This window comes from Mycobacterium farcinogenes (genome assembly GCF_019739075.1).
Taxonomy (GTDB): Bacteria; Actinomycetota; Actinomycetes; order Mycobacteriales; family Mycobacteriaceae; genus Mycobacterium; species Mycobacterium senegalense.
On the sequence record NZ_CP081673.1, the window covers coordinates 116,589 to 142,353 of the forward strand.

At 66.2% G+C, this 25,765-nt stretch carries 25 protein-coding genes; 12 read left to right on the forward strand and 13 right to left on the reverse strand.

The features are described 5' to 3' along the window. Nucleotides 1-10 precede the first annotated feature (10 nt). Complete coding sequence (locus K6L26_RS00505) at nt 11-1,723, reverse strand: acyl-CoA dehydrogenase (protein ID WP_064896345.1); 1,713 nt, start codon at nt 1,721-1,723, stop codon at nt 11-13. A gap of 9 nt (nt 1,724-1,732) precedes the next feature. Then, entirely contained in the window at nt 1,733-2,617 is an 885-nt protein-coding gene (locus tag K6L26_RS00510) for a sigma-70 family RNA polymerase sigma factor (protein WP_064896347.1), read from the reverse strand. An 80-nt stretch (nt 2,618-2,697) separates the two neighbouring features. Here K6L26_RS00510 and K6L26_RS00515 point away from each other — a divergent pair, with 80 nt between their 5' ends. Next, a complete protein-coding gene (locus tag K6L26_RS00515; protein WP_064896349.1) occupies nt 2,698-3,078 on the forward strand; it encodes a DoxX family protein in 381 nt (126 codons plus the stop codon). On the opposite strand, the gene K6L26_RS00520 is transcribed toward K6L26_RS00515, so the two are convergent. Both K6L26_RS00520 and K6L26_RS00525 read right to left on the reverse strand, forming a co-directional pair. Further along, a complete protein-coding gene (locus K6L26_RS00520) occupies nt 3,071-3,844 on the reverse strand; it encodes an SDR family oxidoreductase (protein WP_019347488.1) in 774 nt (257 codons plus the stop codon). The genes K6L26_RS00515 and K6L26_RS00520 overlap by 8 nt on opposite strands. Before the next feature lie 3 nt (nt 3,845-3,847). After that, the gene (locus K6L26_RS00525; RefSeq protein ID WP_019347489.1) at nt 3,848-4,525 is read right to left on the reverse strand and encodes a TetR/AcrR family transcriptional regulator; all 678 of its coding nucleotides are present in this window, start codon (nt 4,523-4,525) and stop codon (nt 3,848-3,850) included. 126 nt (nt 4,526-4,651) lie between these two features. Between K6L26_RS00525 and K6L26_RS00530 the strand changes: the two genes are divergently transcribed. Next, nucleotides 4,652-4,762, forward strand: coding sequence for a hypothetical protein (locus K6L26_RS00530; protein WP_003883225.1), 111 nt, complete (start codon nt 4,652-4,654; stop codon nt 4,760-4,762). A 104-nt stretch (nt 4,763-4,866) separates the two neighbouring features. Here K6L26_RS00530 and K6L26_RS00535 read toward each other — a convergent pair whose 3' ends face one another. The 4 genes from K6L26_RS00535 to K6L26_RS00550 all read right to left on the reverse strand — a co-directional run bounded on the left by K6L26_RS00535 (nt 4,867) and on the right by K6L26_RS00550 (nt 8,289). After that, nucleotides 4,867-5,655: an ABC transporter ATP-binding protein gene (locus K6L26_RS00535; RefSeq protein WP_043370141.1), complete on the reverse strand. Its 789-nt coding sequence runs from the start codon at nt 5,653-5,655 to the stop codon at nt 4,867-4,869. Continuing rightward, nucleotides 5,636-6,667, reverse strand: a complete 1,032-nt coding sequence (locus K6L26_RS00540; RefSeq protein WP_047039583.1) for a taurine ABC transporter substrate-binding protein — start codon at nt 6,665-6,667, stop codon at nt 5,636-5,638. Before K6L26_RS00540 ends, K6L26_RS00535 begins: the two co-directional genes overlap by 20 nt. Continuing rightward, a complete protein-coding gene (locus K6L26_RS00545) occupies nt 6,664-7,527 on the reverse strand; it encodes an ABC transporter permease (protein ID WP_043370151.1) in 864 nt (287 codons plus the stop codon). The genes K6L26_RS00540 and K6L26_RS00545 overlap by 4 nt, the downstream gene beginning before the upstream one ends. 147 nt (nt 7,528-7,674) lie before the next feature. Then, nucleotides 7,675-8,289 carry a DUF3159 domain-containing protein gene (locus K6L26_RS00550; RefSeq protein ID WP_047039585.1) on the reverse strand — a complete coding sequence of 205 codons (615 nt, stop codon included), beginning with the start codon at nt 8,287-8,289 and terminating at the stop codon, nt 7,675-7,677. Between the two features lie 105 nt (nt 8,290-8,394). Here K6L26_RS00550 and K6L26_RS00555 point away from each other — a divergent pair, with 105 nt between their 5' ends. The 3 genes from K6L26_RS00555 to pntB all read left to right on the forward strand — a co-directional run bounded on the left by K6L26_RS00555 (nt 8,395) and on the right by pntB (nt 12,526). After that, a complete protein-coding gene (locus tag K6L26_RS00555; RefSeq protein ID WP_036390625.1) occupies nt 8,395-9,408 on the forward strand; it encodes a magnesium transporter CorA family protein in 1,014 nt (337 codons plus the stop codon). Between the two features lie 117 nt (nt 9,409-9,525). Beyond that, on the forward strand, nt 9,526-11,052 hold the full coding sequence (locus tag K6L26_RS00560) for a Re/Si-specific NAD(P)(+) transhydrogenase subunit alpha (protein WP_047039586.1): 1,527 nt from the start codon (nt 9,526-9,528) through the stop codon (nt 11,050-11,052). Nucleotides 11,053-11,086: 34 nt separating this feature from the next. After that, entirely contained in the window at nt 11,087-12,526 is a 1,440-nt protein-coding gene (pntB, locus tag K6L26_RS00565) for a Re/Si-specific NAD(P)(+) transhydrogenase subunit beta (protein ID WP_047039588.1), read from the forward strand. 71 nt (nt 12,527-12,597) lie between these two features. On the opposite strand, the gene K6L26_RS00570 is transcribed toward pntB, so the two are convergent. Next, complete coding sequence (locus K6L26_RS00570; RefSeq protein WP_019347497.1) at nt 12,598-13,182, reverse strand: TetR/AcrR family transcriptional regulator; 585 nt, start codon at nt 13,180-13,182, stop codon at nt 12,598-12,600. Between the two features lie 85 nt (nt 13,183-13,267). Between K6L26_RS00570 and K6L26_RS00575 the strand changes: the two genes are divergently transcribed. Both K6L26_RS00575 and K6L26_RS00580 read left to right on the forward strand, forming a co-directional pair. Then, nucleotides 13,268-14,098, forward strand: coding sequence for a phytanoyl-CoA dioxygenase family protein (locus K6L26_RS00575; protein ID WP_064896351.1), 831 nt, complete (start codon nt 13,268-13,270; stop codon nt 14,096-14,098). A 14-nt stretch (nt 14,099-14,112) separates the two neighbouring features. Then, the gene (locus K6L26_RS00580; RefSeq protein ID WP_064896353.1) at nt 14,113-14,496 is read left to right on the forward strand and encodes a RidA family protein; all 384 of its coding nucleotides are present in this window, start codon (nt 14,113-14,115) and stop codon (nt 14,494-14,496) included. A gap of 72 nt (nt 14,497-14,568) precedes the next feature. Here the strand turns inward: K6L26_RS00580 and K6L26_RS00585 are convergent, their stop codons facing one another. Then, nucleotides 14,569-17,355: a cadherin-like domain-containing protein gene (locus tag K6L26_RS00585; protein ID WP_081281691.1), complete on the reverse strand. Its 2,787-nt coding sequence runs from the start codon at nt 17,353-17,355 to the stop codon at nt 14,569-14,571. Between the two features lie 118 nt (nt 17,356-17,473). Between K6L26_RS00585 and K6L26_RS00590 the strand changes: the two genes are divergently transcribed. Together K6L26_RS00590 and K6L26_RS00595 are read left to right on the forward strand one after the other, a co-directional pair. Continuing rightward, complete coding sequence (locus K6L26_RS00590; protein WP_064896356.1) at nt 17,474-18,634, forward strand: ROK family transcriptional regulator; 1,161 nt, start codon at nt 17,474-17,476, stop codon at nt 18,632-18,634. 34 nt (nt 18,635-18,668) lie between these two features. Next, nucleotides 18,669-19,808, forward strand: a complete 1,140-nt coding sequence (locus K6L26_RS00595; RefSeq protein ID WP_019347503.1) for an acyl-CoA dehydrogenase family protein — start codon at nt 18,669-18,671, stop codon at nt 19,806-19,808. Here the strand turns inward: K6L26_RS00595 and K6L26_RS00600 are convergent. Beyond that, nucleotides 19,783-20,697 (reverse strand): alpha/beta fold hydrolase, encoded by a 915-nt coding sequence (locus tag K6L26_RS00600; protein WP_047039595.1) that lies wholly within the window; start codon nt 20,695-20,697, stop codon nt 19,783-19,785. The two genes, K6L26_RS00595 and K6L26_RS00600, sit on opposite strands and share 26 nt — an antisense overlap. A gap of 92 nt (nt 20,698-20,789) precedes the next feature. Between K6L26_RS00600 and K6L26_RS00605 the strand changes: the two genes are divergently transcribed. Beyond that, nucleotides 20,790-22,415 carry an LCP family protein gene (locus K6L26_RS00605; RefSeq protein ID WP_036390634.1) on the forward strand — a complete coding sequence of 542 codons (1,626 nt, stop codon included), beginning with the start codon at nt 20,790-20,792 and terminating at the stop codon, nt 22,413-22,415. A gap of 33 nt (nt 22,416-22,448) precedes the next feature. Here K6L26_RS00605 and K6L26_RS00610 read toward each other — a convergent pair whose 3' ends face one another. Next, the gene (locus K6L26_RS00610; protein ID WP_234709435.1) at nt 22,449-23,087 is read right to left on the reverse strand and encodes a response regulator; all 639 of its coding nucleotides are present in this window, start codon (nt 23,085-23,087) and stop codon (nt 22,449-22,451) included. A 55-nt stretch (nt 23,088-23,142) separates the two neighbouring features. Here K6L26_RS00610 and K6L26_RS00615 point away from each other — a divergent pair, with 55 nt between their 5' ends. Beyond that, nucleotides 23,143-24,024: a LysR family transcriptional regulator gene (locus tag K6L26_RS00615; protein ID WP_047039597.1), complete on the forward strand. Its 882-nt coding sequence runs from the start codon at nt 23,143-23,145 to the stop codon at nt 24,022-24,024. A 46-nt stretch (nt 24,025-24,070) separates the two neighbouring features. After that, entirely contained in the window at nt 24,071-25,321 is a 1,251-nt protein-coding gene (locus K6L26_RS00620; protein ID WP_234788495.1) for an MFS transporter, read from the forward strand. On the opposite strand, the gene K6L26_RS00625 is transcribed toward K6L26_RS00620, so the two are convergent. After that, a complete protein-coding gene (locus tag K6L26_RS00625; protein WP_019347509.1) occupies nt 25,267-25,728 on the reverse strand; it encodes a nuclear transport factor 2 family protein in 462 nt (153 codons plus the stop codon). The genes K6L26_RS00620 and K6L26_RS00625 overlap by 55 nt on opposite strands. Between the last annotated feature and the right edge of the window lie 37 nt (nt 25,729-25,765).

The window sequence follows — 25,765 nt, forward strand, 5'->3', positions numbered from 1 at the left end:
AAGAGTTCGCCTAGAACCAGTTGGCGCGCATTTCCAGCGTGGTGCGATCGAGACTCTCCAGCAGGTCCAATTGCGGTGCGGTCTTCGGCAACTCATAGCGGAAGAAGTACCGCGCGGCCTGCCGCTTGCCGTCATAGAAATCCCCGGTCTGCCCCTCGGCGGCCAGCACCTGCTCCAGCCAGATCCAGGCCACCACGATGTGGCCGAACGCCTCCAGGTACACCGCGCTGTTGGCCATCGCGGCCTCCACGTCGCCCGAGGCGAACATCCCTGCTGTCACTGCGACGAGGCGCTGCCAGGCAGCGTCGAGTTGGTCCGCCAGTTCAGGCACGGAGCCGCTGCGGGCGGCAGCCACCGTCACCGCGATGCGCTCCCCCAGCGCCTCCAGGCTAGCCCCGCCGTGCTGGGTCACCTTGCGCCCCAACAGGTCCAGGCTCTGGATACCGTGGGTGCCCTCGTGGATCGGGTTCAGCCGGTTGTCGCGGTAGTGCTGCTCGACGTCGTACTCGCGGGTGTATCCGTAGCCGCCGTGCACCTGGATCGCCAGGTTGTTGGCCTCGAGGCACCATTGGGACGGCCAGCTCTTGGCGATGGGGGTGAGGATGTCGAGCACCGCCTGCTCACCAGTGTCGACCAGCTTGGCACAGTACAGTGCCAGCGCCAGCCCTCCCTCGACATAGGCCTTCTGCGCCAACAGCATTCGCTTGACATCGGCATGTTCGATGATGGGCACCTGTGGGGTCGACGGGTCTTTGACGCCCAGCGGCCGGCCCTGCGGGCGCTCCCGCGCGTACTCCAGGGACTTGAGGTAGCCGGTATAGCCGAGCGCGACAGCGCCCATTCCGACGCCCAGGCGGGCCTCGTTCATCATGTGGAACATGTAGACGATGCCTCGGTGGGGCTCGCCGACCAGGTAGCCCACCGCGTCGTCGAAGTTGAGCACGGTGTTGGTGATACCGCGTTGCCCCATCTTGTGATTCAGCCCGGAGATCGCCACGCCGTTGCGGGTACCGTCGGCCAGGAACTTCGGCACGATGAACAGCGAGATGCCCTTGGTGCCCGCGGGGCCGCCCGGGATCTTGGCCAGCACCAGGTTGACGATGTTCTCGGTCATCTCGTGCTCGGCCCCGGAGATCCACATCTTCGAACCGAACAGCCGGTAGCTGCCGTCGGCCTGCGGTTCGGCGCGGGTGGTGATGTCGGCCAGCGACGACCCGGCCTGGGTCTCCGACAGCGCCATCGTGCCCGAGAAGCGGCCCGCCAGCATCGGTTTGACGAACTGTTCGATCTGCTCAGGAGTGCCGAATCGGGCCAGCAGGTTGGCGTTGGCGATGGTCAGCATCAGGTAGCCCGAGGTCGACACGTTGGCCGCGGAGATCCACGCGAAGGCGGCCTGTGCGACGGTGGCCGGCAGTTGCGCACCGCCGAGCTCGGCGTCCATCCCCATCGCGATCAGATCGGCCGCCGCAAATGCGTCCCACGCCTCTTTCACCTCGGGGATCAGCGTCACGGCCTGCCCGTCGAACGTCGGCTCGTTCGCGTCGCTGAGCTTGTTGTGTGGAGCGAAGTAGCGGGTGGCGAGTTGCTCGCACAGATCCAGCACCCCGTCGAACGTGTCGCGGGAGTGCTCGCCGAACCGGTCCAGCGTCGTGAGCTTTTCGACATCGAGCCACTCGTAGAGCAGGAAATCCAGGTCTCGGCGCGAGAGGATCGTCGACTTCATGCGGCCAGGCTAATCGGCAGCGGGCGGCTCCGGCAGCGACATCCGGGCCAGCCGTCGCGGATCGAGGATCGATACGATCCCGACCAGCCGGCCTCCGTCGACGGTGCACGCCATCACGCTGACCGGGCGACCGGTGGGCCCCCACGCCAGGATCCCCGGCTCGCCGTTCACCGCCACGCGCCGGGCCACCACGCGAGTGCCCTGGCCGCGGCGAACCGCGGCGACGATCGCCTCCGACCCGGTCCCGATGGTCACGCCGGTGGCAGTGAACCGCTGCCAGGTGACGTCGGGATCCAGTACGCGCAGCAGTGCATCGAAGTCGCCGTCACGGGCGGCAGCCAGAAAGGCGTCGACCACCTCGCGCTGTTCCTGCTTGCGGCGGCGGTCCGCGGTGGGCGGCGGCACGTCCTGCACCTTGCGGCGCGCTCGGCTGGCCATCATCTTGACGGCGTCACTCGACCTGTCGAGGATCTGCCCGATCTCGGCGAACGGCACCGCGAACATGTCGTGCAAGACGAACGCCAGCCGCTCGTCCGGGCGCAGCGATCCCAGCACCACGAGCATCGCCAGGCCGACCGAGTCGGCGAGCACCGCAGCGTCCTCCGGGGAATCGACGTCCTCGGTGACGACGAGCTCCGGGATGTCGGCGCCGGGAGTCACCTCGGCGCGGCTGCTGCGCGACCGCAACGTGTCGATACAGATGCGGCCCACCACGGTCGTCAGCCATCCGGCGACGTTCTCGATCGAGTCCGCGTCCTGACGCGACAGGCGTAACCATGCTTCCTGGACCGCGTCCTCGGCGTCGGCCCGGGACCCGAGAACGCGGTGGGCCACCGCGAGCAGCCGTGGGCGCTCTTGCTCGAACGTCGCAGCCAGTGATGTCTCGGGAGTCATCGGTTACCTCTCCTCGCGCGGATCCGTCATGAGAGTGACGAGTCGGCAGGGCTCGACGTAACCACGAAACGGAGCCAGGAATGCACACCACCCTGTGGATCATCACCATCGTCGCCGCTGCGGCCTATGCCGCGGGCGGGACCACCATGCTGTTGATATCGCGAGAGCGGTACCGCTCGATGGGCCGCACCCAGCACTGGGTCGACGAGTTCGGTGACGGTCACCTCAAGGCGATCGGGACCATAAAACTGGTCGGTGCGATCGGCCTGGTGCTACCCGCGGCATTGCACATCGCGCCGGTACTGACCCCGGTGGCCGCCTGCGGCCTGGCGCTCTTCATGGCAGGTGCGGCGACGACGAGGTTCCGCCGCAGCGAGTGGCTCTACATGGCCGGCGATGTGGTCTATCTCGGTGTGTTCGTGTTCTTGGCCTGGGGCTGGTTCACCCTGCCCGTCACCTGATGGTGCTCACACCGCCGTCGACCGGGATGACCGCGCCCGTGATGTAGGCGCTGGCGCGACTGGCCAGAAACACCGAGATGCCGGCGATGTCGTCGGGCTGGCCGATGCGTCCGAGCGGCAGGGCCGACCCGACCGCCTCCGAACCGGCCCGCAGCATCTCCTTGGTCATCCGGGATTCGAACAGGCCCGGGGCGATCGCGTTGACCAGGATCTTCGGGGCGAGCTCACCGGCCAGATGCTTGGTCAGCATGTGCACGGCGGCCTTGCTGGCGCTGTAGGAGAAGTTGTCGCGGCCCTTGCCCGGCGCGACGATGCCGTCGATGCTGCCGGTGTTGATGACGCGGGCCGGATCGTCCTCGGTGGCAGCGGCATTCAGCAACGGGGTGAGGGCGCGGGTCAGCAGGAACACGCCTTTGACATTGACGTCGTAGACCTTGTCGAAGCCGGATTCCGGGAAGTCGTCGTACGGCGCGCCCCAAGCCGCCCCGGCGTTGTTGAACAGCGCGTGGATCGCGTCCTCGCGCCCGGTGACGGCGGCGGTGAGGGCGGCCACGCCTTCGGCAGTCCCGAGGTCGGCGGGCACCGCCGAGATGGGCCCGAGCGGAGACAGCGCCTCCACCGCGGCGTTGAGCTCGGCCTCTTTACGGCTCGAGATGTACACGGACGCACCGGCCTGCAGCAGGCCACGGGCCATCATCAGGCCGATGCCGCGGCCGCCGCCGGTGACGACGGCGACCTTGCCGTCGAGTCGGAACAGATCAGTCATGTTCTAGGCCTTCTCTTCGATCTCGACACCCAGCGGGGATTCGTTGCGGACCGTCTCGTCTCTGATCAGCCCGCGCAGCAGCGCCGTGCTGAACTCGACAGCGATCTCCTGGGCACTCCGTCGGCCGTGCGGCCGCAGCCAGCGGTAGGACCCGAGCGTCATGCCGATGTAGCCCAGCGCGAGGACGTGGGAGTCGCAGTCGTAGAACTCGCCGCTGGCGATGCCGCGGTCGATCACGTCGCGGACGTGCTCGTAGACCTGGGTCTCGGCCCGCCGGATGTAGGCCACCTGCTCTTCGGTGAACCACTCCGCGATGTAGGGGCCCTCCTGGAAGTACACGGCCGCCCGCTCCAGGTCGCCCGCGATCCCGACCAGCAATCGCCGGGTGAAGTTGTAGATGGTCTCCCGCGCCGAGGCAGTCGGATCGTCATGGAGCGCCTCGACGGTGAAGTCCGCGGTGCCCTTGTAGATGTCGTAGAGGATCAGCGACTTGCTCGAGTAGTAGTGATAGACCGTGGCCTTGTTCAGCCCTACGGCCTCTGCCACGTCGTCCATGCGGGTGCCGTGATAGCCGCGGGCGGCGAACAGCTTGGCTGCGACAGTCAGCAGCTCATCGCGGCGGGAGGTCCCGTTGGCAGCCGCGCCTCCGCGCCCCCGGCCGCCCTCTGCATCGGATGACATAGCACACTCACTATCAGCATCGCCCGGACCTTGCCCAGGAAATCAATCAACTAGATGGTTGAACAGTGTAGGCAATTCTGCTCGCGGCCCTGTTCCGGCCTGGCCTACTGCGTCTAGACTCCGGGCATGGATCCGAATCCCGACTACGACCTCAGCGACGAGAGCGACTTCTTCTTTCCGTGGCTGGCCTGGGGTCTGCGCGGGGTCTACCCGCCGCCCGCCTATCCCCCGGTGTAATCAGGGATCGTCGCGGCCGCCGGCCTGACCTGACGCGAAAGTGACGCCAGGGTCGTTACCCATTGAGGTTTACGACCCTGGCGTCACTTTCGGCGTGAGAAGGGCTATGCGGCGGCCAGTTTGACCGCCTCACTCACATCTGTCCGCAACTTGAGGTACTCCGGCGAGCGGCGTAGTTCGTGCGCGTCGACGCCGGTGCGCGGCAGCTCCACCGGCAGGTCCAGGGCGATCTTGCCGGGCCGGCGCGTCAGCACCACGATCCGCGAACCCAGGAACGCGGCCTCGTCGGCGCTGTGCGTCACGAAAACCGTTGTGCGACCGGACTCCGCACTCACCTGACGGACATCCTCCTGCAGGCGTTCGCGGGTCAGCGCGTCCAGTGCCGCGAACGGCTCGTCCAGCAGGAACAGCGGGGTCTCGGCGGCCAGCGCCCGAGCTATCGCGACGCGTTGCTGCTGCCCGCCGCTGATCTCCCAGATCCGGCGTTTGGCGGTGCCTTCCAGCCCGACACGCTCCAGCAGTTCTTCCCGTCGCTCGCCTCGTCGCTCGCGCGGCACGCCGGCGTATTTGAGCGCCAGGTCCACATTGCCGCCGACCGTGCGCCACGGGAACAGCCGCGGCTGCTGGAACACCACACCCGACGTCACCCCGGGCGTCGGGCGGGTACCGGACACCTCCACCTCCCCTTCGGACGGGGTCTCGAAGCCCGCGATCAGGCGCAGTAGCGTGCTCTTGCCGCATCCCGACGCCCCGACCAGAACCACGAACGATCCGGGATCGACGTCGAGATCCACCGGACCCAGCGCGGTCACCTCGTCCGAACCGCGACCGTAACGGTGCGCGACATTGCGGATCCTCAGGCCGCCGGCCGCGTCACTGTTTGGTGATGACATCCGGCAACCCCTTGGTGTAGACGGCGTCCTTGAAGGCCTGCAACGGCGCGGCCTCGGGGATCTGCTTCTGATCGGCCAGGAACTGCGACGCACTCTGCAGATTGGCGGCGAGGTTGCCCGGTGCGCCGTCAGTACCCAGCCATTCGGCCGAGGCCACTTCGGCGGGCGTCAGGTAGACACCCTGCTTCAGTTGCCCGGCAACATCTTCGGGGCTCAGGCCGACCTCGGCGGCGATCGCCTTGGCCGCGGCCTGGGGGTCGTTCTTGATCACGTTCAACGCCCGGGCCTGCTGCCGGCGCCAGATGTCGACGACCTCGGGATGGGCGGTGGAGAACTCGTCGGACACGGCAGCCAGGTCCAGCGTCGGCTTGCCGTCCTTGGCCAGCTGCCGGCTGGTGATCAGATCTTTGCCGGTCTTGCGGAGCTGGTCCAGCGTCGGCAGCCAGCTGTAGGCGGCAGCGATGTCGCCCCGTTCCCAGGCCGCCAGAATCGCCTGCGGCTGCAGGTCGATCAGCTGAACATCATTGGGCGACAAGCCGTTCTGCGCCAGTGCCGCCAACAGGCTGTAATGCGCGGTCGACGCGAACGGCGTGGCGACCCGCTTGCCGCGCAGGTCGGCGATCGAGTTGACCCCGGCGCCGTCACGGGCCACCAGGGCCTCGTTGTCACCGGCGACGTCGAGCACGAAGGCCACCTGGTACGGAATGTTCAGCGGCGCTGACAAACCGCGGGCCACCGGGCTCGAGCCCAGAGCACCGAAGTCCAGCTCCTTGGCGACGAACGCGGTGTTCACGTCGGCCCCGGAGTCGAACTTGGTCCACTTGATGTTGTAGTCGGGCAGCGCCTCCTCAAGCCACTTGTTGTTCTTGACGATCAAGTCACCACTCGGAAACGACTGGTAGCCAAGGCGAATGGTGGGCTTCTGGGAGTTCTCCCCGGAGTGGTCCACCGCGCAGCCGGCCAGTGCCACCGTCGCGGCAGCAAGCACTGCGAACAGCTTCGTCATTCTCATATTCGTCCTCTCCAGGGAACAGCGCGCCGCTCCACGGCACGTAAAGCTCCGTCGATCACCAGACCCGAGATCCCGATGGCGAAGATCCCGACCAGCACGACCGGTGTGTTGTTGTAATTGCTTGCGTCCTTGACCAATCCGCCGATACCGGGAATGCCGTTGAACAGTTCGGCGGCGACGACAGATGAGTACGCCATGCCTACGGCCAGACGGATCCCGGTGAAGGTTTCGGGCAACGCCGAAGGCACCACGACGTCACGGATGACCTGCGCCCGGGTGGCTCCCAACGCCCGGGCCGCTTCCTGCAGCCCGACCGGTGCGGCGACGACGGCTGCCGTGGTGGCCACCGCGGCCGGCGGCAGGGCAGCCAGGGCGAGCAGCGTGATCTTCGGGGCCTCGTCGATGCCGAGCCAGATCACCAGCAGGAAGAAGTAGGCCAGCGGCGGCAGGGCACGCAAGAAGGTGAGCCACGGTTCGAGCACGCTGCGCAGCCAGCCGACCGATCCCATGAGCAGGCCGATTGCCACCCCGACGACCACGCCGATGACGACACCGGCGAGCACCCGGCGCAGGGTCATGTACAGGTGCTCATAGAGCAGGTACCCCGCGTATCCCCGGGCCCCGTCATGGGTGGTGGAGACATCGATGAACGCGCGCCAGACCGTCGACGGATACGGCACGAACGTCTGATTCCAGATGCCGGCCCAGGCGACGGCCTGCCATACCCCGAAGAACACCACGACCGACAACAGGGGTAGCGCGGAACGGGTGAGCAGGGCGCGCCATCGGTTGGACGGCGCGGCCGGACGCGGTGGGCCGGTTTCGGCCTCGGCTGGAACGATGTCGACGAACACAGACACTGTGGGCAGCTTTCTGTTGCTGAAGGCAGGGTTGGCGATTGGCTTCAGCGACAACAGCAACCAGGCAGTGTTCCGTTCACCCGGGTATTGCTACCGACCTCAGTCCCGTGCGAGAAGGGCTGAAATCGCGGTGAGTTTATTGGCCGCTCACGATGTCGAGCGTGGCAGCGCCCGAATGGCATACCGGGCACTGAGCAGGACCAGCGTGGTGGTGACGACGAACAACGGCCAGCCCATCGCCAGCCGCGCCACCGCGAGCAGCCCGTCCTGACCCGTGTCGTAGAGGTAGTTCTGCACCAGGAACCGCGACCAGGACACCGTGGCCAAGACCGCGGTGACGACGTTGAAGACCAACCGAACGCCGGGGACCTGACGCCAGGTGCTGTCGCGACCGGTGGCCCAGGCCCAGATGACCCCGACAAGGGGACGGCGGACGAGGATCGAGCCGGTCATCACGATGGCTGAGGCCAGCGACATCCAGATGCCCGGCAGGTAGAAGTCTTTGGCCTGGCCCGTGACCAGGGCCAGCAGTGCGCAGGCCGCCACTCCGACGAATCCCCACAGCGCGGGCCGGACCGATTCGCGGCGCAGCAGCTGCCAGGCGAGCACGACGGCCGCAGTCACCAAAGCGGCAATGATCGCTGGCACACGGCCTGCGAGAGCCGAGACCGTCGCGTACACGGTCACCGGCAGTGCCGAATAGACCATCCCGCTGATACCGCCGACACGCGCCATCAATCCGTCGAGTGGGGAATCCGTCATGGGGGTGTGGGCCTCGCGTTCAAGATCCGGCAGGTCCCCACCGAGAGTACCGAGCACGTGCGTGGCTCCCACTACAACGATCCCGCGGTGCTTGACTGGATCCTCGTGAGACAAGTGCGGGGACGCATCTGGCGTTCTGGAAAACCGGTCGACGGTTTCACGTTCACGGGGATTTCGGATTGCCTGGCCGAAGAGGACACCCTGGTGTGGGCGGACATCTACGACCCCGACCACGAGGCGCTGCGCGAACTGGCCAACGAGCTCGGGCTCAACATGTGGGCCGTCGAAGACGCCGTCGCCCCCAAGGAGCGCACCAAAACCTCGGTCTACCAATCACATACGTTCTTCACCGTGTACGCCGTCGACACCCGGGTGCGCGATGACGACGCCGAACCGGACACGTCGCTGCTGGTGAAACACCGCATTTCGGCCTTCGTGCTTCCGCGTGGGCTCATCACGGTCCGGCTGCCCAGCGTGAACGGCACCGCCACCGAGTTCGATATCGACGAGGTGTCACGACGCTTCGACGATCTCGGCGGCCAGCAGTATGGAGTCGGGTCGCTGGTGCATGCCCTGCTCGACGTCGTCGTGGACGGGCACTTCGAGGCCGTGGAGGCGCTCGACGACGCCATCGAAGGGCTTGAGGACGAGTTGTTCGCCGACAGCAGGCCGCGCCGAGGCCTGCAACGGCGCACCTTCCAGCTGCGCAAGGATCTGGTCGAACTGCGCCGCGTCGTGCTGCCCATGCGCGAGGTGGTCAGCACCATTCAGCACCGGCGGCTGGACTCGTCGACCTCGCCCGATCTCGATCCGCTCTATGCCGACCTGTACGACCACGTGTTACGAGCCTCGGAGTGGACGGAGTCTCTGCGCGACATGGTCACCACGGTGTTCGAGACCAACCTGTCCCTGCAGGACGCGCGGCTCAACACCGTGATGAAAAAACTCAGCGGTTGGGCCGCCATCATCGCGGTGCCGACCGCTATCACGGGCTTCTACGGCCAGAACGTGATGTACCCCGGGATCAACACCGTCGTGGGCTTCATCGCCAGCAGCATTTTGATTGTTGTGCTCGTGATCCTGTTGTATGTGATGTTCAAACGCCGGGACTGGCTGTAACCCGAGCTGGGCCTTTGAGCAATCCCCCAAAAGGGGCATGCGCGTTACCTGAACACAAATGCGACACTCTTCCAGGCTGAACGAAGAGGCCTACCAGAAAGAAACGGAGCAGAGTCGATGCTCATCGGGATCCCGCGCGAGTCCCTACCTGGGGAAACGCGCGTTGCCGCCACGCCGCAAACTGTCGGGCAGATCATCAAGCTCGGGTACGCGGTAGTCGTAGAAAGCGGCGCCGGCGCTGCCTCGAGCTTCTCCGACGCCGCCTATGTAGAGGCCGGCGCCGAGATCGGCGACGCGTGGGACGCCGACGTCGTGCTGAAGGTCAACGCGCCTGATGATGCCGAGATCGGCAAGCTGCGTGACGGAGCGACGCTAGTGAGCTTGATCTCACCCGCGCTCAAGCCCGAACTCGTCGAGAAACTGTCCGCCCGGCCCATCACGGTGCTGGCGATGGACGCGGTGCCGCGCATCTCCCGCGCCCAGTCGCTCGACGTGCTCTCGTCGATGGCCAACATCGCCGGCTACCGCGCCGTGGTCGAGGCCGCCCACAGCTTCGGCCGGTTCTTCACCGGCCAGGTGACCGCGGCGGGCAAGGTGCCGCCGGCCAAGGTGCTCGTCGTGGGTGCCGGTGTGGCCGGCCTGGCCGCGATCGGTGCCGCCGGATCGTTGGGCGCCATCGTGCGGGCCACCGACCCCCGACCCGAGGTGGCCGATCAGGTCGCCTCCCTCGGCGGCGAATACCTGTCCGTGGCCAACGAGCAGGCCGAAGTCTCCGCCACCGGCTACGCCAAAGAGATGGACGACGACTACAAGGCCCGTGAGGCCGCGCTCTACGCCGAGCAGTGCAAGGACGTCGACATCATCGTCACGACCGCGCTGATCCCCGGCAAGCCCGCGCCGCGCATCATCACCGCCGAGATGGTGGCCTCGATGAAGCCCGGCAGCGTGATCGTCGACATGGCCGCGGCCAACGGCGGCAACGTCGAGGGCACCGTCAAGGACCAGGCGATCGTCACCGACAACGGCGTGACGATCATCGGCTACACCGACCTTGCCGGCCGCCTGCCCGCCCAGGCCTCTCAGTTGTACGGCACCAACCTGGTGAACCTGCTCAAGCTGCTGACCCCCGAGAAGGACGGCAAGGTCGTCCTCGACTGGGACGACGTGGTGCAGCGCTCGGTGACCGTGGTGCGCGACGGCGAGACCACCTGGCCCCCGCCACCGGTGCAGGTCTCGGCCGCCCCGGCGGCTCAGCCCGCCGCCGCGGCCCCGGCCGTCAAGGAAGAGAAGCAGCCGATGTCGACCGGGCGTCGGCTCGGCGTCACGTTCGCCGCTGCCGCCGCGGTCTTCGCCCTGATCGCGATCTCCCCGGCCGCGCTGCAGGTCCACCTGACCGTGTTCGCGCTGGCGATCGTGATCGGCTACTACGTGATCGGCAATGTGCACCATGCGCTGCACACCCCGCTGATGTCGGTGACCAACGCGATCTCGGGAATCATCGTGGTGGGCGCCCTGCTGCAGATCGGCCACGGCGACATCGCGATCACCTCGTTGGCGTTTGTGGCCATCCTGCTGGCCAGCATCAACGTGTTCGGCGGCTTCGCGGTGACGCGTCGCATGCTCGCGATGTTCTCCCGCAGCTGACGGTCCTACCTACAGAAACTTTGGAACGGATTCCATGTTCACCCTAGAAAACGTTGCCACGGCCGCCTACGTCGTCGCGGCCCTGCTCTTCATCCTGGCGCTGGCCGGCCTGTCCAAGCACGAAACCTCCCGTGCCGGTAACAGCTTCGGCATGGCCGGCATGGCCATCGCCCTCGTCGCGACCATCGCCCTGGCCGTCGACCGCAAGATCGAGCCGCTGGGCCTGGCCCTGTTGATCGGCGCCATGATCGTCGGCGCCGCGATCGGCCTGTGGCGCGCCAAGGTCGTCGAGATGACCGGCATGCCCGAACTGATCGCGCTGCTGCACTCCTTCGTGGGTCTGGCTGCCGTGCTGGTCGGCTGGAACGGTTACCTGCACGTCGAGAACAACCTCGGCGGTGAGGAAGCCGTCAAGCTGGTCGGTGAGAAAATGCTCGGCATCCACTCGGCCGAGGTGTTCATCGGTGTGTTCATCGGGGCGGTCACCTTCACCGGTTCGATCGTGGCCAACCTGAAGCTGTCGGCCCGCATCAAGTCCGCGCCGCTGATGCTGCCCGGCAAGAACTTCCTCAACATCGGCGCACTGATCGTCTTCGCCGCGCTGACCGTGTGGTTCGTCATCGAGCCGCACCTGTGGCTGCTCATCGTCGTCACCGTGCTCGCACTGCTGCTCGGCTGGCATCTGGTCGCCTCGATCGGCGGCGGCGACATGCCCGTGGTGGTCTCGATGCTCAACAGCTACTCGGGTTGGGCCGCAGCCGCTTCCGGCTTCCTGCTCGGCAACGACCTGCTGATCATCACCGGCGCTCTCGTCGGCTCCTCCGGTGCCTACCTGTCCTACATCATGTGCAAGGCCATGAACCGGTCGTTCATCTCGGTGATCGCCGGCGGGTTCGGCATCGAGGCTGGCCCGGCCGAGGACAAGGATTACGGCGAGCATCGCGAGATCAACGCCGAGGGCGCGGCTGAGCTGCTCGCCCACGCCGACTCGGTGATCATCACCCCCGGTTACGGCATGGCCGTGGCCCAGGCCCAGTACGGTGTGGCCGACCTGACCCGCAAGCTGCGTGAGCGCGGCGTCAACGTCCGCTTCGGCATCCACCCCGTCGCCGGCCGCCTGCCCGGCCACATGAACGTGCTGCTGGCCGAGGCCAAGGTGCCCTACGACATCGTGCTCGAGATGGACGAGATCAACGACGACTTCGACGGCACCTCCGTCGTGCTCGTGATCGGCGCCAACGACACCGTCAACCCGGCCGCCGCCGAGGATCCGGGCAGCCCGATCGCCGGCATGCCGGTGCTCACGGTGTGGAACGCCGACCACGTCATCGTGTTCAAGCGTTCCATGGCCTCGGGCTACGCCGGTGTGCAGAACCCGCTGTTCTTCCGGGAGAACACCCAGATGCTCTTCGGCGACGCCCGCGACCGCGTCAACGACATCCTCGCGGCACTGCCCGCCGCGGAGCACGTCTAGGTTCCTCTGCCGAGCAGACATAGAACTGCCCCTTTTCTTCGGAAAAGGGGCAGTTTTATGTCTTTTCGCGGTCAGGTCCGGAGCTTCTCCAGCTCTTGGGTCACCAATGCCTCCAGCCGGCCGGGCGGGAATCTGCCCGGTTCGCTGATCGCATGAAGGGCCAAGCCGTCGATGAGCGCGCAGAGGATGTCGCACTGTGCGGCCGGATCGAAATCGTTACGCAGGTATCCCTCGTGCTGCCCGTCTGCCAGGAGGGTCCGCACGCGTTCCCGGATGGTGCCGTAACGACTGCGGACAGTTGCGGCGAAGGCCGGCTCGGTTTCGGCACTGGCCAGCGCTTGGGCGTAGATACGCCACAGCGCCTCATTGGCCGGGGTAGTGGGCAGCGGGAGAACACAGAGCCGGCGCAGGCCGTCGAATCCGTCAGAAGTGACGTCGGCCAGTAGAGGGTCGAACGGATCGAACACCGCTTGGGCCGCGGCCACCAGTAATTCTCGCTTGTCCTTGAAGTAGTGCATCACGACACCTGTGGTGTAACCGATTTCGCGTGCGATGGACCGCAGCGACGCGGCGGCCAGGCCGTCCCTGGCGATCACCCGGATCGCCGCGTCGACCACCTCACCCTGTCGGGTCGACGCTGAATTCGTGACAGTCATGTTCACGCTTCCTCTTGACACCCGCTCCGAACGTGAGCAGCATAACACTCGTTATGTACATCACAACTGTTATGAGGTAACGTTTATGCAGGTAACCGACCAGATGAAGCGAGACCTGGCTGCCGACGGAGCCATCGTCGTTCGGGGTTTGTTGAGCCCCGAACAACTCGCCCGGATCCGCGCAGCGTTCGACTACGGCATCGCGCATCCGAGCCCGGGCGCCAAGCGCGTGTATCCGGGGACTCCCGACGAACACTTCAACGAGTACGGCAATCCAGAGAACGTCGAGCAGTACCTCGGTCTGATAAAGGAGCTCGAACTCGCGGACTTCGCTGCCTCCCTGTGGGATTCGGAGCACGTGTGGTTCCTGGGCGAGGAACTGTTCATCAAGAAGGGCGGAAAGGCCGGCCGCTCACCCTGGCACCAGGACACCGCTTACATGCCGGCCAACGGGCCGCACCTGCTAAACATCTGGATCAGCTTCGAGAAGCTGCCGCGGTACAACGCCCTGGAGTTCGTTCGGGGCTCCCATGCCGGCGTCCAGTACGACGGCACGACCTACACCGATCCGGCAGATCCCACCAAACCCCTGTGGCCCGACTCGGATTGGCCGCGACTGCCCGACATCGAAAGCGACCGAGCCAAGGACCCGACGTCCTGGGACGTCATCTCCTGGGATCTGGAACCGGGTGACGCACTCGTGTTCCACTCCGGTTCCCTACATGGCGGCGCCCCGGTCACACCCGACTGCCCCGACCGCCATACCCTGGTGTTCCGGTTCTTCGGCGATCAGCTGTTCTACCGGCCGGTGCCCGACGCGAGACCGGATTTCGCCCACGACGTCAGTGCGCTCAACGACCCGAGGCTGACGCCCGGCGAGCCCTACCACCCCGAGTACTTCGCACAGCTGCGCTGAACCAGGAGCCAGACATGAAAATAGTTGTCCCGCAGTGGATGCAGCCGATGTACGACACCCACCGTTTCGCGCCGGCGGTGGTCGACGGCGAACACCTGCGCTGCTCGGGGATGATCGGCATCCGCCCCGACATGAGCGTGGCCGAGGAGCCACGGGAACAGTTCACCCAGGCCTTCGAGAACCTGCGCGGCTTACTGGCCGAGGTGGGCCTGACCTTCGCCGACGTCACCGACATCACCAGCTACCACGTGGGCCTGCAACGGCACGTCGAGGTGTTCGGTGAGGTCAAGGACGAGTTCGTGGCCGAGCCCTACCCGGCCTGGACGGCCGTCGGTGTCACCGAACTCGCGATGCCGGGTGCGCTCGTGGAGATCCAGATCATCGCGCGGATGCGTTGAACGCCAACCGCTCCGACGTACTCACGGTGAGTGAGCGGGTCGGAGCGGTTGGATTGATGACCAGTTCGGCGACTAGATGTTTGTCCTGTCCTCGTCGATCCTGTCCTGGTCGTTGACGCTCTGCACATCGCCGTCGAGGTCCGAAGTGATGTACCCGGTCATCGTCCGCTGCAGCTTGTTGATGGTGGCATCGGCATCGAGGTAGCCGGTGTGCGTGCCTGTCACGGTGATGTCGGCGACGTAGCGGATGGATGACTGGCTGGCGGTGGTGTCCGTTGATTCGGTGCCGTTGAGGATCATCCCCTGCTCGTTGACGTAATCGGTGTAGGTGACGGTGCGAAAGATGTGGCCCGTCGTCGAATCGGTGGTCTCGGTGACCACCGCGGTGCCGCCACCGGCACCGGCGTACGTTCCAGTCGGCGGCAACGGCGCCGTGCTGGGCACGTACGTCTTGAGTTCGGGGGCCCACGTCGGATCCGGCGTGGTGCGATCGCCCTCCACCGGCCCGACGCTGGTGGTGTAGTTCAGCTTGGCGATGACCAACCGGGTGTCTGTCTCATCAGCCCCGCTGGCCTCCCAGAATGCCACCGCATCTCCGGTGTTGTTCCAGCTCGCCATGCTGCGGGCGGTATACCCGTCGCCATCGACGAACACCGGAATCCCGTTCTCGCCCTTGAGGTCGTCCTCGATTGCGATGACCCATTCCTGGTTCGTGATGTTGGTGGAATCACCGGTTCCCCGGTACTTCTCGTACACCGCACCTTGGATGTCCGCCGGCAGGAATGCCGGCCGCACGATCCGCGACATCGGCGTCAGCGCGTCATACCCACGCGTGCTGCCGACCGCGATCCATTGTCCGTTGGGCGACATGTCGATGTCCTCGTCGTAATCGAGGTTGCCCGTCAGCCGGGTGACCTCGCCGGTCTCCAGGTCGACCACGATGTCATCGACATTGCCTGCCTCATAGCGGCCGCCGAGGATTATCACGCCCTTGCCGTCGGGGGTCCACTGCTTGCCTTCCCCGACGGGGTAAACCACACGGGCGTCGGCGATTTCATATCCGGCGTCGGTGCGTTCCAGCCGGCCCACCACCGGCACCGCCGTGATCAGACCCGTCGAGGTCATCTGGATCTGGCTGAACAACACATGCGTGCCGTCAGGCGAGATTCTCATTTCTCGTTGCGGATCGATGGCACGTGCACCGGAGGGCGGCGTGATGACGGGAACCAGCTGGCGGCCGTCGACCGTCTCTTCGTAGACGACGTAGGAGTTCGGGCTGGTCCTGACTTGAATCATCAAGCGCCCCGAACCGTCCTGGAAGGGGACGACTCTCCCCAGTCCCCCGGTGATCTCCGTCGACACGCCACAAGTGATGCACTCGACCCTCGAGCCGTCAACGCTGATCTGGTAGATCTCCTCACGGCCGCCGGCCGTAGGTGTGGCGGAGAAGTAAATCGATTGCCCGTCTTCGGCGAAGCGAGGAGTGTTCGGGTTGGTGATGCCGTCCGGCAGGTCGAGGATCACGCGTTCGATGGTGGGGTTGAGCACCGTCACGTCGACGTCCTTCTGGGCCGTACGTGGCTTGAAGAGACTCAGCAGGTTGATCTTGTCACCGTCGGTGACAGATACCGTGAACGAATCAAACTGCGCCGCATCGTAATCGATGTCGTTCGGGGTGTAGGTGAACTCGCCGGTCTCCTGATCGATGGTCACCGTGCCGTACTTCGGCTGCTCGGTCACCGTGTAGGTCAGTTCGTCACCTTCGGCGTCGGTTACACCGATATTGCCCGTGACGGTCTGACCCGTCTGCACCGTGGTGGTCGGGCTGCTGACCACGGGTGCCTGGTTGAACGCGTTGCGCCGCACCCAGGCCAACGCCGCCCACATGATCGGCGTGAACGGTTCCGGCGAGTCCGGAGGCGGGGCGAGGAACGGATTGAGCAGACCGGTGACGATCCCGTTCAGGACGCCGAGCACCCCTTCGGCCGGGTTCCGGGTCTGTGCAGCCGGAGTGGCAATCGCGCTGACCGTGGCACGCGCATCACTCGCGGCAGAGGTGATGACGGACTCGGCATCCTTCGTTGCCGCTGTCAGGCCCGCATCGCTGATTTTCTCGGAGACCTTCTCGGCCACGCGATCTCCGATCGCGCCGGTGACCTGTTCCACGCGGTCGGTGACCTCCTTGGCTTTCGCCAGTGACCGCTCAAGAGTGGCGCTGAGCTTGACCGGCCCGACAGGAGCTGCAGCCTTCGAATCGGCGTCCGACACAGCGGGAGGCGGAAGCGTCGGCAGCGACAACTCCGGTTTCTCCGTGTCGTCGATGCGGGTCAGCACGCTTTCCCGCACCTTGTCCGGTATCGATGACAATGACTCCAGGTGCGCATCGATCGTTCCGGCCAGACTTTTCGGCCGACCCGGCTCCTTCTGCGCCCCACCGCTGCTGCTGATCGTCACCCCAGGTGCGAGCTCCTTGGTCGACGACGTCTTCCCCGACCGCTTCGGCTTCGCCGGCATCTTGGCCCAGCCCTTGCCGGGACCGTCCGCCGATGTTCCGTTCTTGCCCGGCGAGCTATCGGTCGAGGACTCGGCGGAAGTTGGCGCCGTTGAGGTCTCGCCAGACGCCGAACCCGCGGAGGTTGAGGTCGAGGAATCCGAGGAGGACGTCCCCGTCGTGTCGGCGCCGGCGACGCCATATCCGGAGGCGAGAGCGGCGACCAGCCACCCGGTCACCACGATGCCGCTGTAGGCACCGATCCGGCCGGTAGTTTGAGGTATCCGGCGAGATGCGGTCGGGCGTGCCGGAGTGCCCGAATGAGGTGAGGTGAACTGCGGATTGATGAGCGGATTGACAGCAGTCATGAGGCTCCGATGCCCTAGGCCGATTTAATTTCTGTGACGAACTTAATAGCAGCATATTGTTGAGACCGTCAAGGAGGTTCTGCTGAAACGGTCAGAATCGGCGCGGCAGGAAAAGCAGGTGTTGCACCTGCTGCATCGCCAACGCGTCGTCCACCTGCTTCGGACCGAGGGCCCACTGGCCAGGGCCGACTTGGCCGATCGACTCGGACTGAGCCGTCCCTCGATCACCGCCATAGTCGGCGAGTTGATCGACGACGGAACCCTTGTCGAACTCGATGCCCGCATCGAAGGTCCGGGCTACCGTGGCCGCCCGCGCAAACTCCTGGGCTGCAACCCACAAGCAAGACGGGTGCTCGGCATCTGGATCGACGAACGTCGAGCGCGCATCGCCCTGGCCGACGCGACCGGCAACATCGTGCGCGAGGACGAGACGCCTACGGCCGGTCGCACCCCCGCTTCGGTGATCCGCTCGATCACCCGGATCGGCAAGCAGATGATCAACGATGCCGCGGATGGTCCTGTTGCCGCCGCCGGTATTTGCATCCCTGGATTTGTAGACAGCACAAGAGGTTTCATTGTCGAGTCGAAAGCACTCGGTTGGTCCGAGGTGGAGCTGGGCAAACCCGTCTCCGCCGCGCTGGGTATCCCGACCGCCGTCCAGGAAACCACCCAGGCCATGACGCTGGCCGAGACGATTGCCGGCCGGGCCCGAGAGGTACGTTCGGCCGTACTGCTCAATTGCGGCGGACACTTCAACGTCGGCCTGATCATCGGCGGACGTCCGTACCCGGGTGCGACGGGCGTTGCCGGCGCGATCGGCCACATGCCCGTCCCCGGCAGCCAAGCGAAATGCGCATGCGGACGCATCGGCTGCGTCAACGCCGGAATGTCCCTGCACGCCATGCAATCGGTCGCGCCGCACACCGAGGGGATGGCGCTCAAGGAGATCGACCTTGACGCGGTGGCACAGGAGACAGCTCGAAATCCGCACTCCCAGAAGATCATCGGTGATGTCATCGACCAGATCGCCCGCGCCGCCATCCTGATCGAAGCGGTGCTCGACCCGGAGATTGTCATCCTGTCCGGGCTCATCACCGAGTTCGAAGAACTCATCGTCGCCCTCGAAGCGCGCATCGAGGAGATCCGCCCACCCGAGCGACGGGGCCGCACGACCACGGTGCGCTCACATATCGGGCGCGATTACCGGGCCGCGGTCATCGTCGCCCTGCAACAGCTCGACCCCGACATCGCCGGGCTGCTGCACACCCCCAGCCGGTGACACTCCCCCATGGGGAAAACTAGGATGTGCAAGTATGCCTGTGGACCGCCTGCTCCCCTCCGATGAGGCCCGCGAGCTCATCGAGCTCACCCGCGACATCGCTGACAAAGTGCTCGACCCGATCGTCGATGAGCACGAGAAGGCCGAGACCTACCCCGAGGGCGTCTTCGCCCAGCTGGGCGCTGCCGGGCTGCTGAGCTTGCCGCAGCCCGAGGAGTGGGGCGGCGCCGGCCAGCCCTACGAGGTCTACCTTCAAGTCCTCGAGGAGATCGCGGCGCGGTGGGCCGCCGTCGGGGTCGCGGTCAGCGTGCACAGCCTCTCGTCGCACCCGCTACTGGCCTACGGCACCGAGGAACAGAAGCAACGCTGGCTGCCCGGCATGCTCTCCGGCGAGCAGATCGGTGCCTACAGCCTGTCCGAACCGCAGGCCGGCTCAGATGCCGCGGCCCTGAACTGCAAGGCGACCCGCGACGGCGACGACTACCTCCTCAACGGCTCCAAGGCCTGGATCACCCATGGCGGCAAAGCCGACTTCTACACCCTGTTCGCCCGCACCGGCGAAGGTTCCAAGGGCATCTCCTGCTTCCTGGTCCCCGGCGATCTCGACGGGCTGAGCTTCGGCAAGCCCGAGGAGAAGATGGGCCTGCACGCGGTGCCCACCACCTCGGCGTTCTACGACAATGCGCGCCTGCCCGCCGACCGGCTGATCGGACAAGAAGGTCAAGGACTGTCGATCGCGTTCTCCGCGTTGGACTCCGGCCGGCTCGGCATCGCCGCCGTTGCGGTCGGCATCGCCCAGGCTGCCCTGGACGAAGCGGTCCGGTACGCCAATGAACGAACCACCTTCGGCCGCAAGATCGTTGACCATCAGGGCCTCGGCTTCCTGCTGGCAGATATGGCCGCCGCCGTGGTCAGTGCGCGCGCCACCTATCTCGATGCCGCGCGACGTCGTGATCTCGGTCTGCCCTACTCCACCCAGGCCAGCGTCGCCAAGCTGATCGCCACCGACGCCGCCATGAAGGTGACCACCGACGCCGTGCAGGTATTCGGCGGGGTCGGCTACACCCGCGACTTCCGCGTGGAGCGTTTCATGCGCGAAGCGAAGATCACCCAGATCTTCGAGGGCACCAATCAGATTCAGCGCCTGGTCATCTCGCGGGGCCTGGGGTCTTGACGAAGTCCGTCACCGCGGCCAGGAACTGGTCGGGCTGCTCGACCATCGGCGTATGTCCCGAGCCCTCGATCACCACGGGCGGTAACCCGGCCGCGGTGTAACGCTCGACGTTGGGCGCCGTCGGCGTCAGCACGTCTTGGTCCCCCCACACCACCAGTACCGGTTTGTGCAGTGCGGCAAGGGTTTCCACGGTCGGATGTGGTCCTTCCGTCGAGTCGCACAGCCCGGTGTAGGTGAGCCGCTCCAACGAACGGTGCGCGTAGTCGGGCACCGGGTAGTCTGCGGCGAACCCGGTCTGCAGTGATCCCTCGCTGATCGCGTCGACGCCGCGGAACAGGTCCAGCGCCGGCCCGATCACCGGCCAGCACACCATCTTCCCGAGTGGCGGCATGGCGACCAGATCGTCGGCGCCCGGGGTATCGGACACCACCACACGCTCCACCAGGTCCGGATACTGCCGGGCCAGCTCGGCTGAGACCGCGCCGCCCATCGAATGCCCGATCAGCACCGCGTGCCGCACACCGAGTGCCACGAGCGCGTTGCGCACGGCCTTGGCCTGTGCGTCCGAGCGATACGCGGCGCCGTCGGCGGGTGCCTCGGAGCCACCGTGGCCGACCAGATCGATCGCGATGACCCGCTGGTCGCGGGCCAGCTCCGGAGCCACCCGATCCCACCATTCGACCGACGCCGAATACCCGTGCAGCAACACCACGGCATCCTCGGCCGGCGGCCCGTACTCGCGTACGTTCAGATCAGGGCCGTCCAGTTCCAGCACGTGCCCGCCCGCGAACGGCTCGGCCTGGCGATGGTCTTTGTCGGCCACCAGTTCGTTCAGCAGCAACGCCACCACAGCCAGCACCAGCACGCCCAGGGCGATGCGCAATTTCATCCTGCGCACGCTAGCGCCGAGACGCCGCTGTTGACCAGCGACTTTCCCCGATGCGCAGAGTCTGGCGCGAACGCACCATAATGACAGGTGCAATGAATACACCTGCCCACACCGCTGACGCCCCTCGGCACCGTATGCCGCGCCGGGGCGTGCGGGCCGCCCGCCGTGTCGCAGTCGGCCTGGTTGCGGCATCGGTGCTGGCAGGCACCGGTGCGGGCTGGGTGACCTACCGCGGCGCCCTGGACGGCATCACGACGTCCAACGCGCTCGACGGTGGTCCGGTCTCTGCCGGTGACACCGAGAACATCTTGATCATGGGGCTGGACAGCCGGCTCGATCAGCACGGCAACCCGCTGCCCGAGGACGTCTACCAAGCACTGCACGCCGGTGACGAGACCGTCGGCGGCTACAACGCCAACGTGCTCATCGTGGTGCACTTGCCCGGTGACGGCGGCCCGGCCACCGCCTTCTCCATTCCGCGCGACGACTACGTTGACGTGGCCGGGTGTGACGTCTCGCCGTGCAAGGGCAAGGTCAAACAGGCCTACGGTTGGGCCTACCAGCGCGAGATGGAAACGCTGGAGTCCGACTCCGAGAGCTCGTCGGCCAATGAGCAGCAGGCCCGTGAGGCGGGTCGCAAGGCGCAGATCGCCACCGTCCGAAACCTGCTCGGCATTCCGATCGACCATTTCGTCGAGGTCACCCTGGGCGCGTTCTTCGAAATCGCCAAGGCGGTGGCACCGATCACCGTCTGCCTCAACGCCGATACCGCAGATCCCTACTCGGGGGCTGACTTTCACCAAGGCGTCCAGGAGATCGACGCTGCCCAGGCGATGGCCTTCGTGCGTCAGCGTCGCGACATCAACGACGAGAACTTCACCGACCTCGACCGCACTCGCCGCCAACAGGCGTTCATCGCCGCGCTGGTATCGGCGCTGGGCCACAGCGGAAAACTGAACAGTCCCACGGGACTACGCAGCCTGCTGGGCGTGGTCAAGCAGAACGTCGCGCTCGACGCCGGATTCGACCTGGCCAGTTTCGCCCGGCGGGCCTCGGCTCTGACCGACAAACCGCCGACGCTCTACACCTTGCCGATCAAGGAGTTCAGCCAGAACTCCTACGGCGAGGACATCAACATCGTGGATGTGCCGACGATCCGCAAGATCGTGCACGATCTCGTCTCGAAAGACGACGCCGCCTCCTCGTCGACACCCACCAGCAAGGCCCAGAAGCTCAACGGTCACGGTGCCGTGCTCGACGTGGTCAACGCATCCACATACAGCGGCCTGGCCGCCCAGCTCGAAACCACCTTCGGCGCACATGGATTCACCGAGGGCCAGATCGGTGACGGCGAATCGCTGGCGGCCACCACCACGATCGACTACGGGACCGGCGCCGAGGCCGCCGCGCAGTCACTGGCCGACGAGCTCGGCGTGATCGCGAACGCATCTTCGGAGGTGGTGGCGGGCACGGTGCAGTTGACGGTGGGAACCGATTTCCCCGGCGACGAGTACCTGTCCAGCGACGCGTCGTCGTTGTCAGAGTCCGGGTCGGAAGCCGGGTCGGACTCCACCTGGGACTCGAGCAGCGAGACGACGGAAGAGACCACTCCCAGCACCCCGGTGACCACGGTGGCCGCCACCGCGACGGGAACCTACACACCGGCACCGACCGATTTGAGCCAGATGAAGGTCTCCGGCATTCCCTGTGTGAAATAGCCGCGGCTACCACGTGACCCGGACCTGGCCAGGTCAGTCCAGCAGCCGGCGGCGCATCGCCTCCGCGACCGCCGCGCCGCGGTCGCTCACGCCCAGCTTCTCGTAGAGACGCTGCACGTGGGTTTTCACGGTGGACGGGGCCAGGAACAGCTCTGTGGCCATCGCCGGGATGGAACGGCCTTTGGCGATCAGACCGAGCACCTCCCGTTCACGCGGGCTGAGCACCGGCACGTCGGGTTCGTTGCGCCGACGGATCTCACCGGCCAGCCCGGCGGCCAGGTTCGGGTCCAGCACGTCGCGGCCCTTGGCACACGACAACACGGCGTTCACCAGCTCACTGCGCGTCGACTCCTTGGACAGGAACCCGGCCGCTCCCTGTTGCAGCGCGCTGTAGACGATGGCCGACTCGTCGTGTGCGGAGACCAGTAACACCCGGGTGGGCAGTTCATCGCGGCTCACGGCGGCAGCCACCTGCGCCCCGTCGAGCTGTGGCATCTGGTAGTCCAGCACCGCCACCTGTGGCTGATGGGTCCTGATCAATTCCAGCGCGTCAGCGCCGTTGTCCGCTTCGGCCACCACGTCGATCTCTCCGCTGGAGTTCAGGGCGCGCACCACGCCTTCGCGGAACATCGGGTGGTCATCGCCCACCACCACCCGAACCTTGCCGGCCATGCGACACAGCATCCCACAGAGCAACCTCGTGATCAGCGAGTTTAGAGTCAACCCCATGCATCTGGACGAGCTGCAGTGGTTCGTGGTGCTTGCCGAAACCGAGCATGTCACCGACGCCGCGGCAGAGCTCGGCATCAGCCAGCCCACCCTGTCGCGCGCGCTGAACCGGCTGGAGGAGCAGGTGGGGGTGCCGCTGTTCGACCGGGTCAACCGACGGTTGCGGCTCAACACCTACGGCCAGATCCTGCTGGAGCACGCTCGCCGCGGGATTGCTGAAATCCGTTCGGCCACTGAGCGAATCGCCGAGATGCGGGATCCCGACACCGGGACGGTGCGGTTGGCGTTCCTGCATTCGCAGGCCGGCTGGTTCGTGCCCGATCTGTTGCGCCGGTTCCGTGCCGAGGCGCCGCTGGTGCGCTTCGAGCTGTTCCAAGGCGCTGCCCATCAGATCGTGGAGCGTCTTGCCAACGGGGAGGCCGACCTCGCGGTCACCTCGCCGCGCCCTGATGGCTTTCGCTGGCGCGGCCTGTACGTGGAGCGACTGTGTCTGGCGGTGCCTCGTGAACATCGATTCGCCCGCCGGTCCCGGGTGAGACTGGCCGACGCGGGTGCCGAACCCTTCGTCGCACTCGCGCCCGACTTCGGGTTGCGTCAACTCACCGACGAACTGTGGGCCGAGGCCGGGATCTCACCGCCGGTGGTCTTCGAAGCCATGGAGATCCCGACCATGGAAGGGCTGGTGGCCGCCGGTTTCGGGGTGGCCGTGGTGCCGGTGCCCCGGCCGGAACGGGCAGAGCGGGGTGCGGCCTACGTTCCGCTGACGGAGAGTTCGGCCAAACGCCAGATCGGGCTGACCTGGAATGCGGACCGTCCACTGCCACCCGCCGCGGCTCGCCTCGCTGAATTCGTCATGCAAAATCAGCATGACAATTCATAAATCCATGCATTGGACACATCTTTGCTGACGTTCTACCGTCGTCTGAGTGTCCAATTCCCTGACCTCTGTTGACTGGCCGGGGCATTCACGTGGTTCAAGGGAGTACCGACGCCTGCTGGCCGCGTTGTTCTGCGCCGGGGTCGCCACCTTCGCCCAGCTGTACTCGCCCCAGGCCGTACTCCCGTTGATCGCCCGCGACATGGGCACCGGTGCCGCCCATGCCGCACTGACGATTTCGGCCGCCACGGTGGGCCTGGCGCTGGGGGTCATCCCCTGGTCAGCGCTGGCCGACCGGATCGGCCGGGTCCAGGCGATGACGATATCCATCACCGCCGCAACAGTTCTCGGACTGGTCGTGCCGCTGGCTCCGACAGTCCCGCTGCTGTTGTCGGGCCGGCTCCTCGAAGGTCTGATGCTCGGTGGAGTGCCCGCCGTGGCCATCGCCTACCTCACCGAGGAGATCGAGGCCGGCCATGCCGCGCGCGCCGCAGGCACCTACGTCGCGGGCACCACGATCGGCGGGTTGGCGGGCCGCCTCGTCACCGGGCCGGTCGCCGAGTTCGCCGGATGGCGTGTCGGCGTGCTGGTGGTCGCGGTGCTGTGCGGCTTGTCGGCGTTCGCGTTCGTCAAACTCGCCCCACCGGCACGCGGCTTCACCCCGACCCGCACGCACAACCTGGCCCGGCGGCTGGCCGAGAACCTGCGCTCGCCACGTCAGCTCGTGCTCTACAGCCAGGGCTTCCTGCTGATGGGCGGGTTCGTGGCGATGTACAACTTCCTCGGTTTCCGGCTGATGGCCGAACCTTTTCACCTGCCGCAAACTGTGGTCAGCCTGGTGTTCCTGGCGTACCTGTCCGGTACCTGGGCGTCGGCTCGCGCCGGTGCCGAAGCCACGCGGTTCGGGCGGAAGACGGTGCTGTTGGGCTCGATCGCCACGATGATCGCCGGTGTCGCGATCACGCTGGCCGGCAACGTCATCGTGGTGCTGATCGGCCTGGTGATCGCCACCGCCGGGTTCTTCGGTGCGCATGCGATCGCCTCGGGCTGGGTCGGCGCCGACGCCGGCGACGGCAAGGCGCAGGCGTCCTCGTTGTACAACCTCTTCTACTACGCCGGTTCCAGCGTCATCGGGTGGGCCGGTGGGCTCGCGTTCGACCACGCGGGATGGATCGCGGTGGCCGGTACCGTGATGGGCCTGGCCGCGCTGGCCGGGTTGTTGGCGTCGACGCTGAGCGCGCCCAGCTACCAGAGCTCGAAATCCCGGCCGTACTCCGACTCCGGGCGCGGCCCGAAGTAACGCCGCTGCGATTCGTCGATCTCGACATCGTTGATGCTGGCCTCGCGCCGAGCCATCAGCCCCTCCGCGGTGAACTGCCACAACTCATTTCCATAGCTGCGGTACCACTGGCCAGACGCGTCGTGCCATTCGTACTGGAACCGCACCGCGATCCGATCCTCGCTGAAAGACCACAGGCCCTTGCGTAGCACGTAGTCGAGTTCACGCTCCCACTTTCGGGTCAGGAACGCCACGATCTCGTCGCGCCCGACGAGGTGCTCGGAGCGGTTGCGCCACACCGAATCGGGCGTGTACGCCAGGCTGACCCGCTCCGGGTCACGGGTGTTCCAGGCATCCTCGGCGGCTTGAACCTTCTGAAGGGCTGTTTCGAGAGTGAAGGGTGGGAACGGCGGACGGGTTCCGGACATGCCACCTTTCTACCTGTCTAACCATGTGGCTATCGTG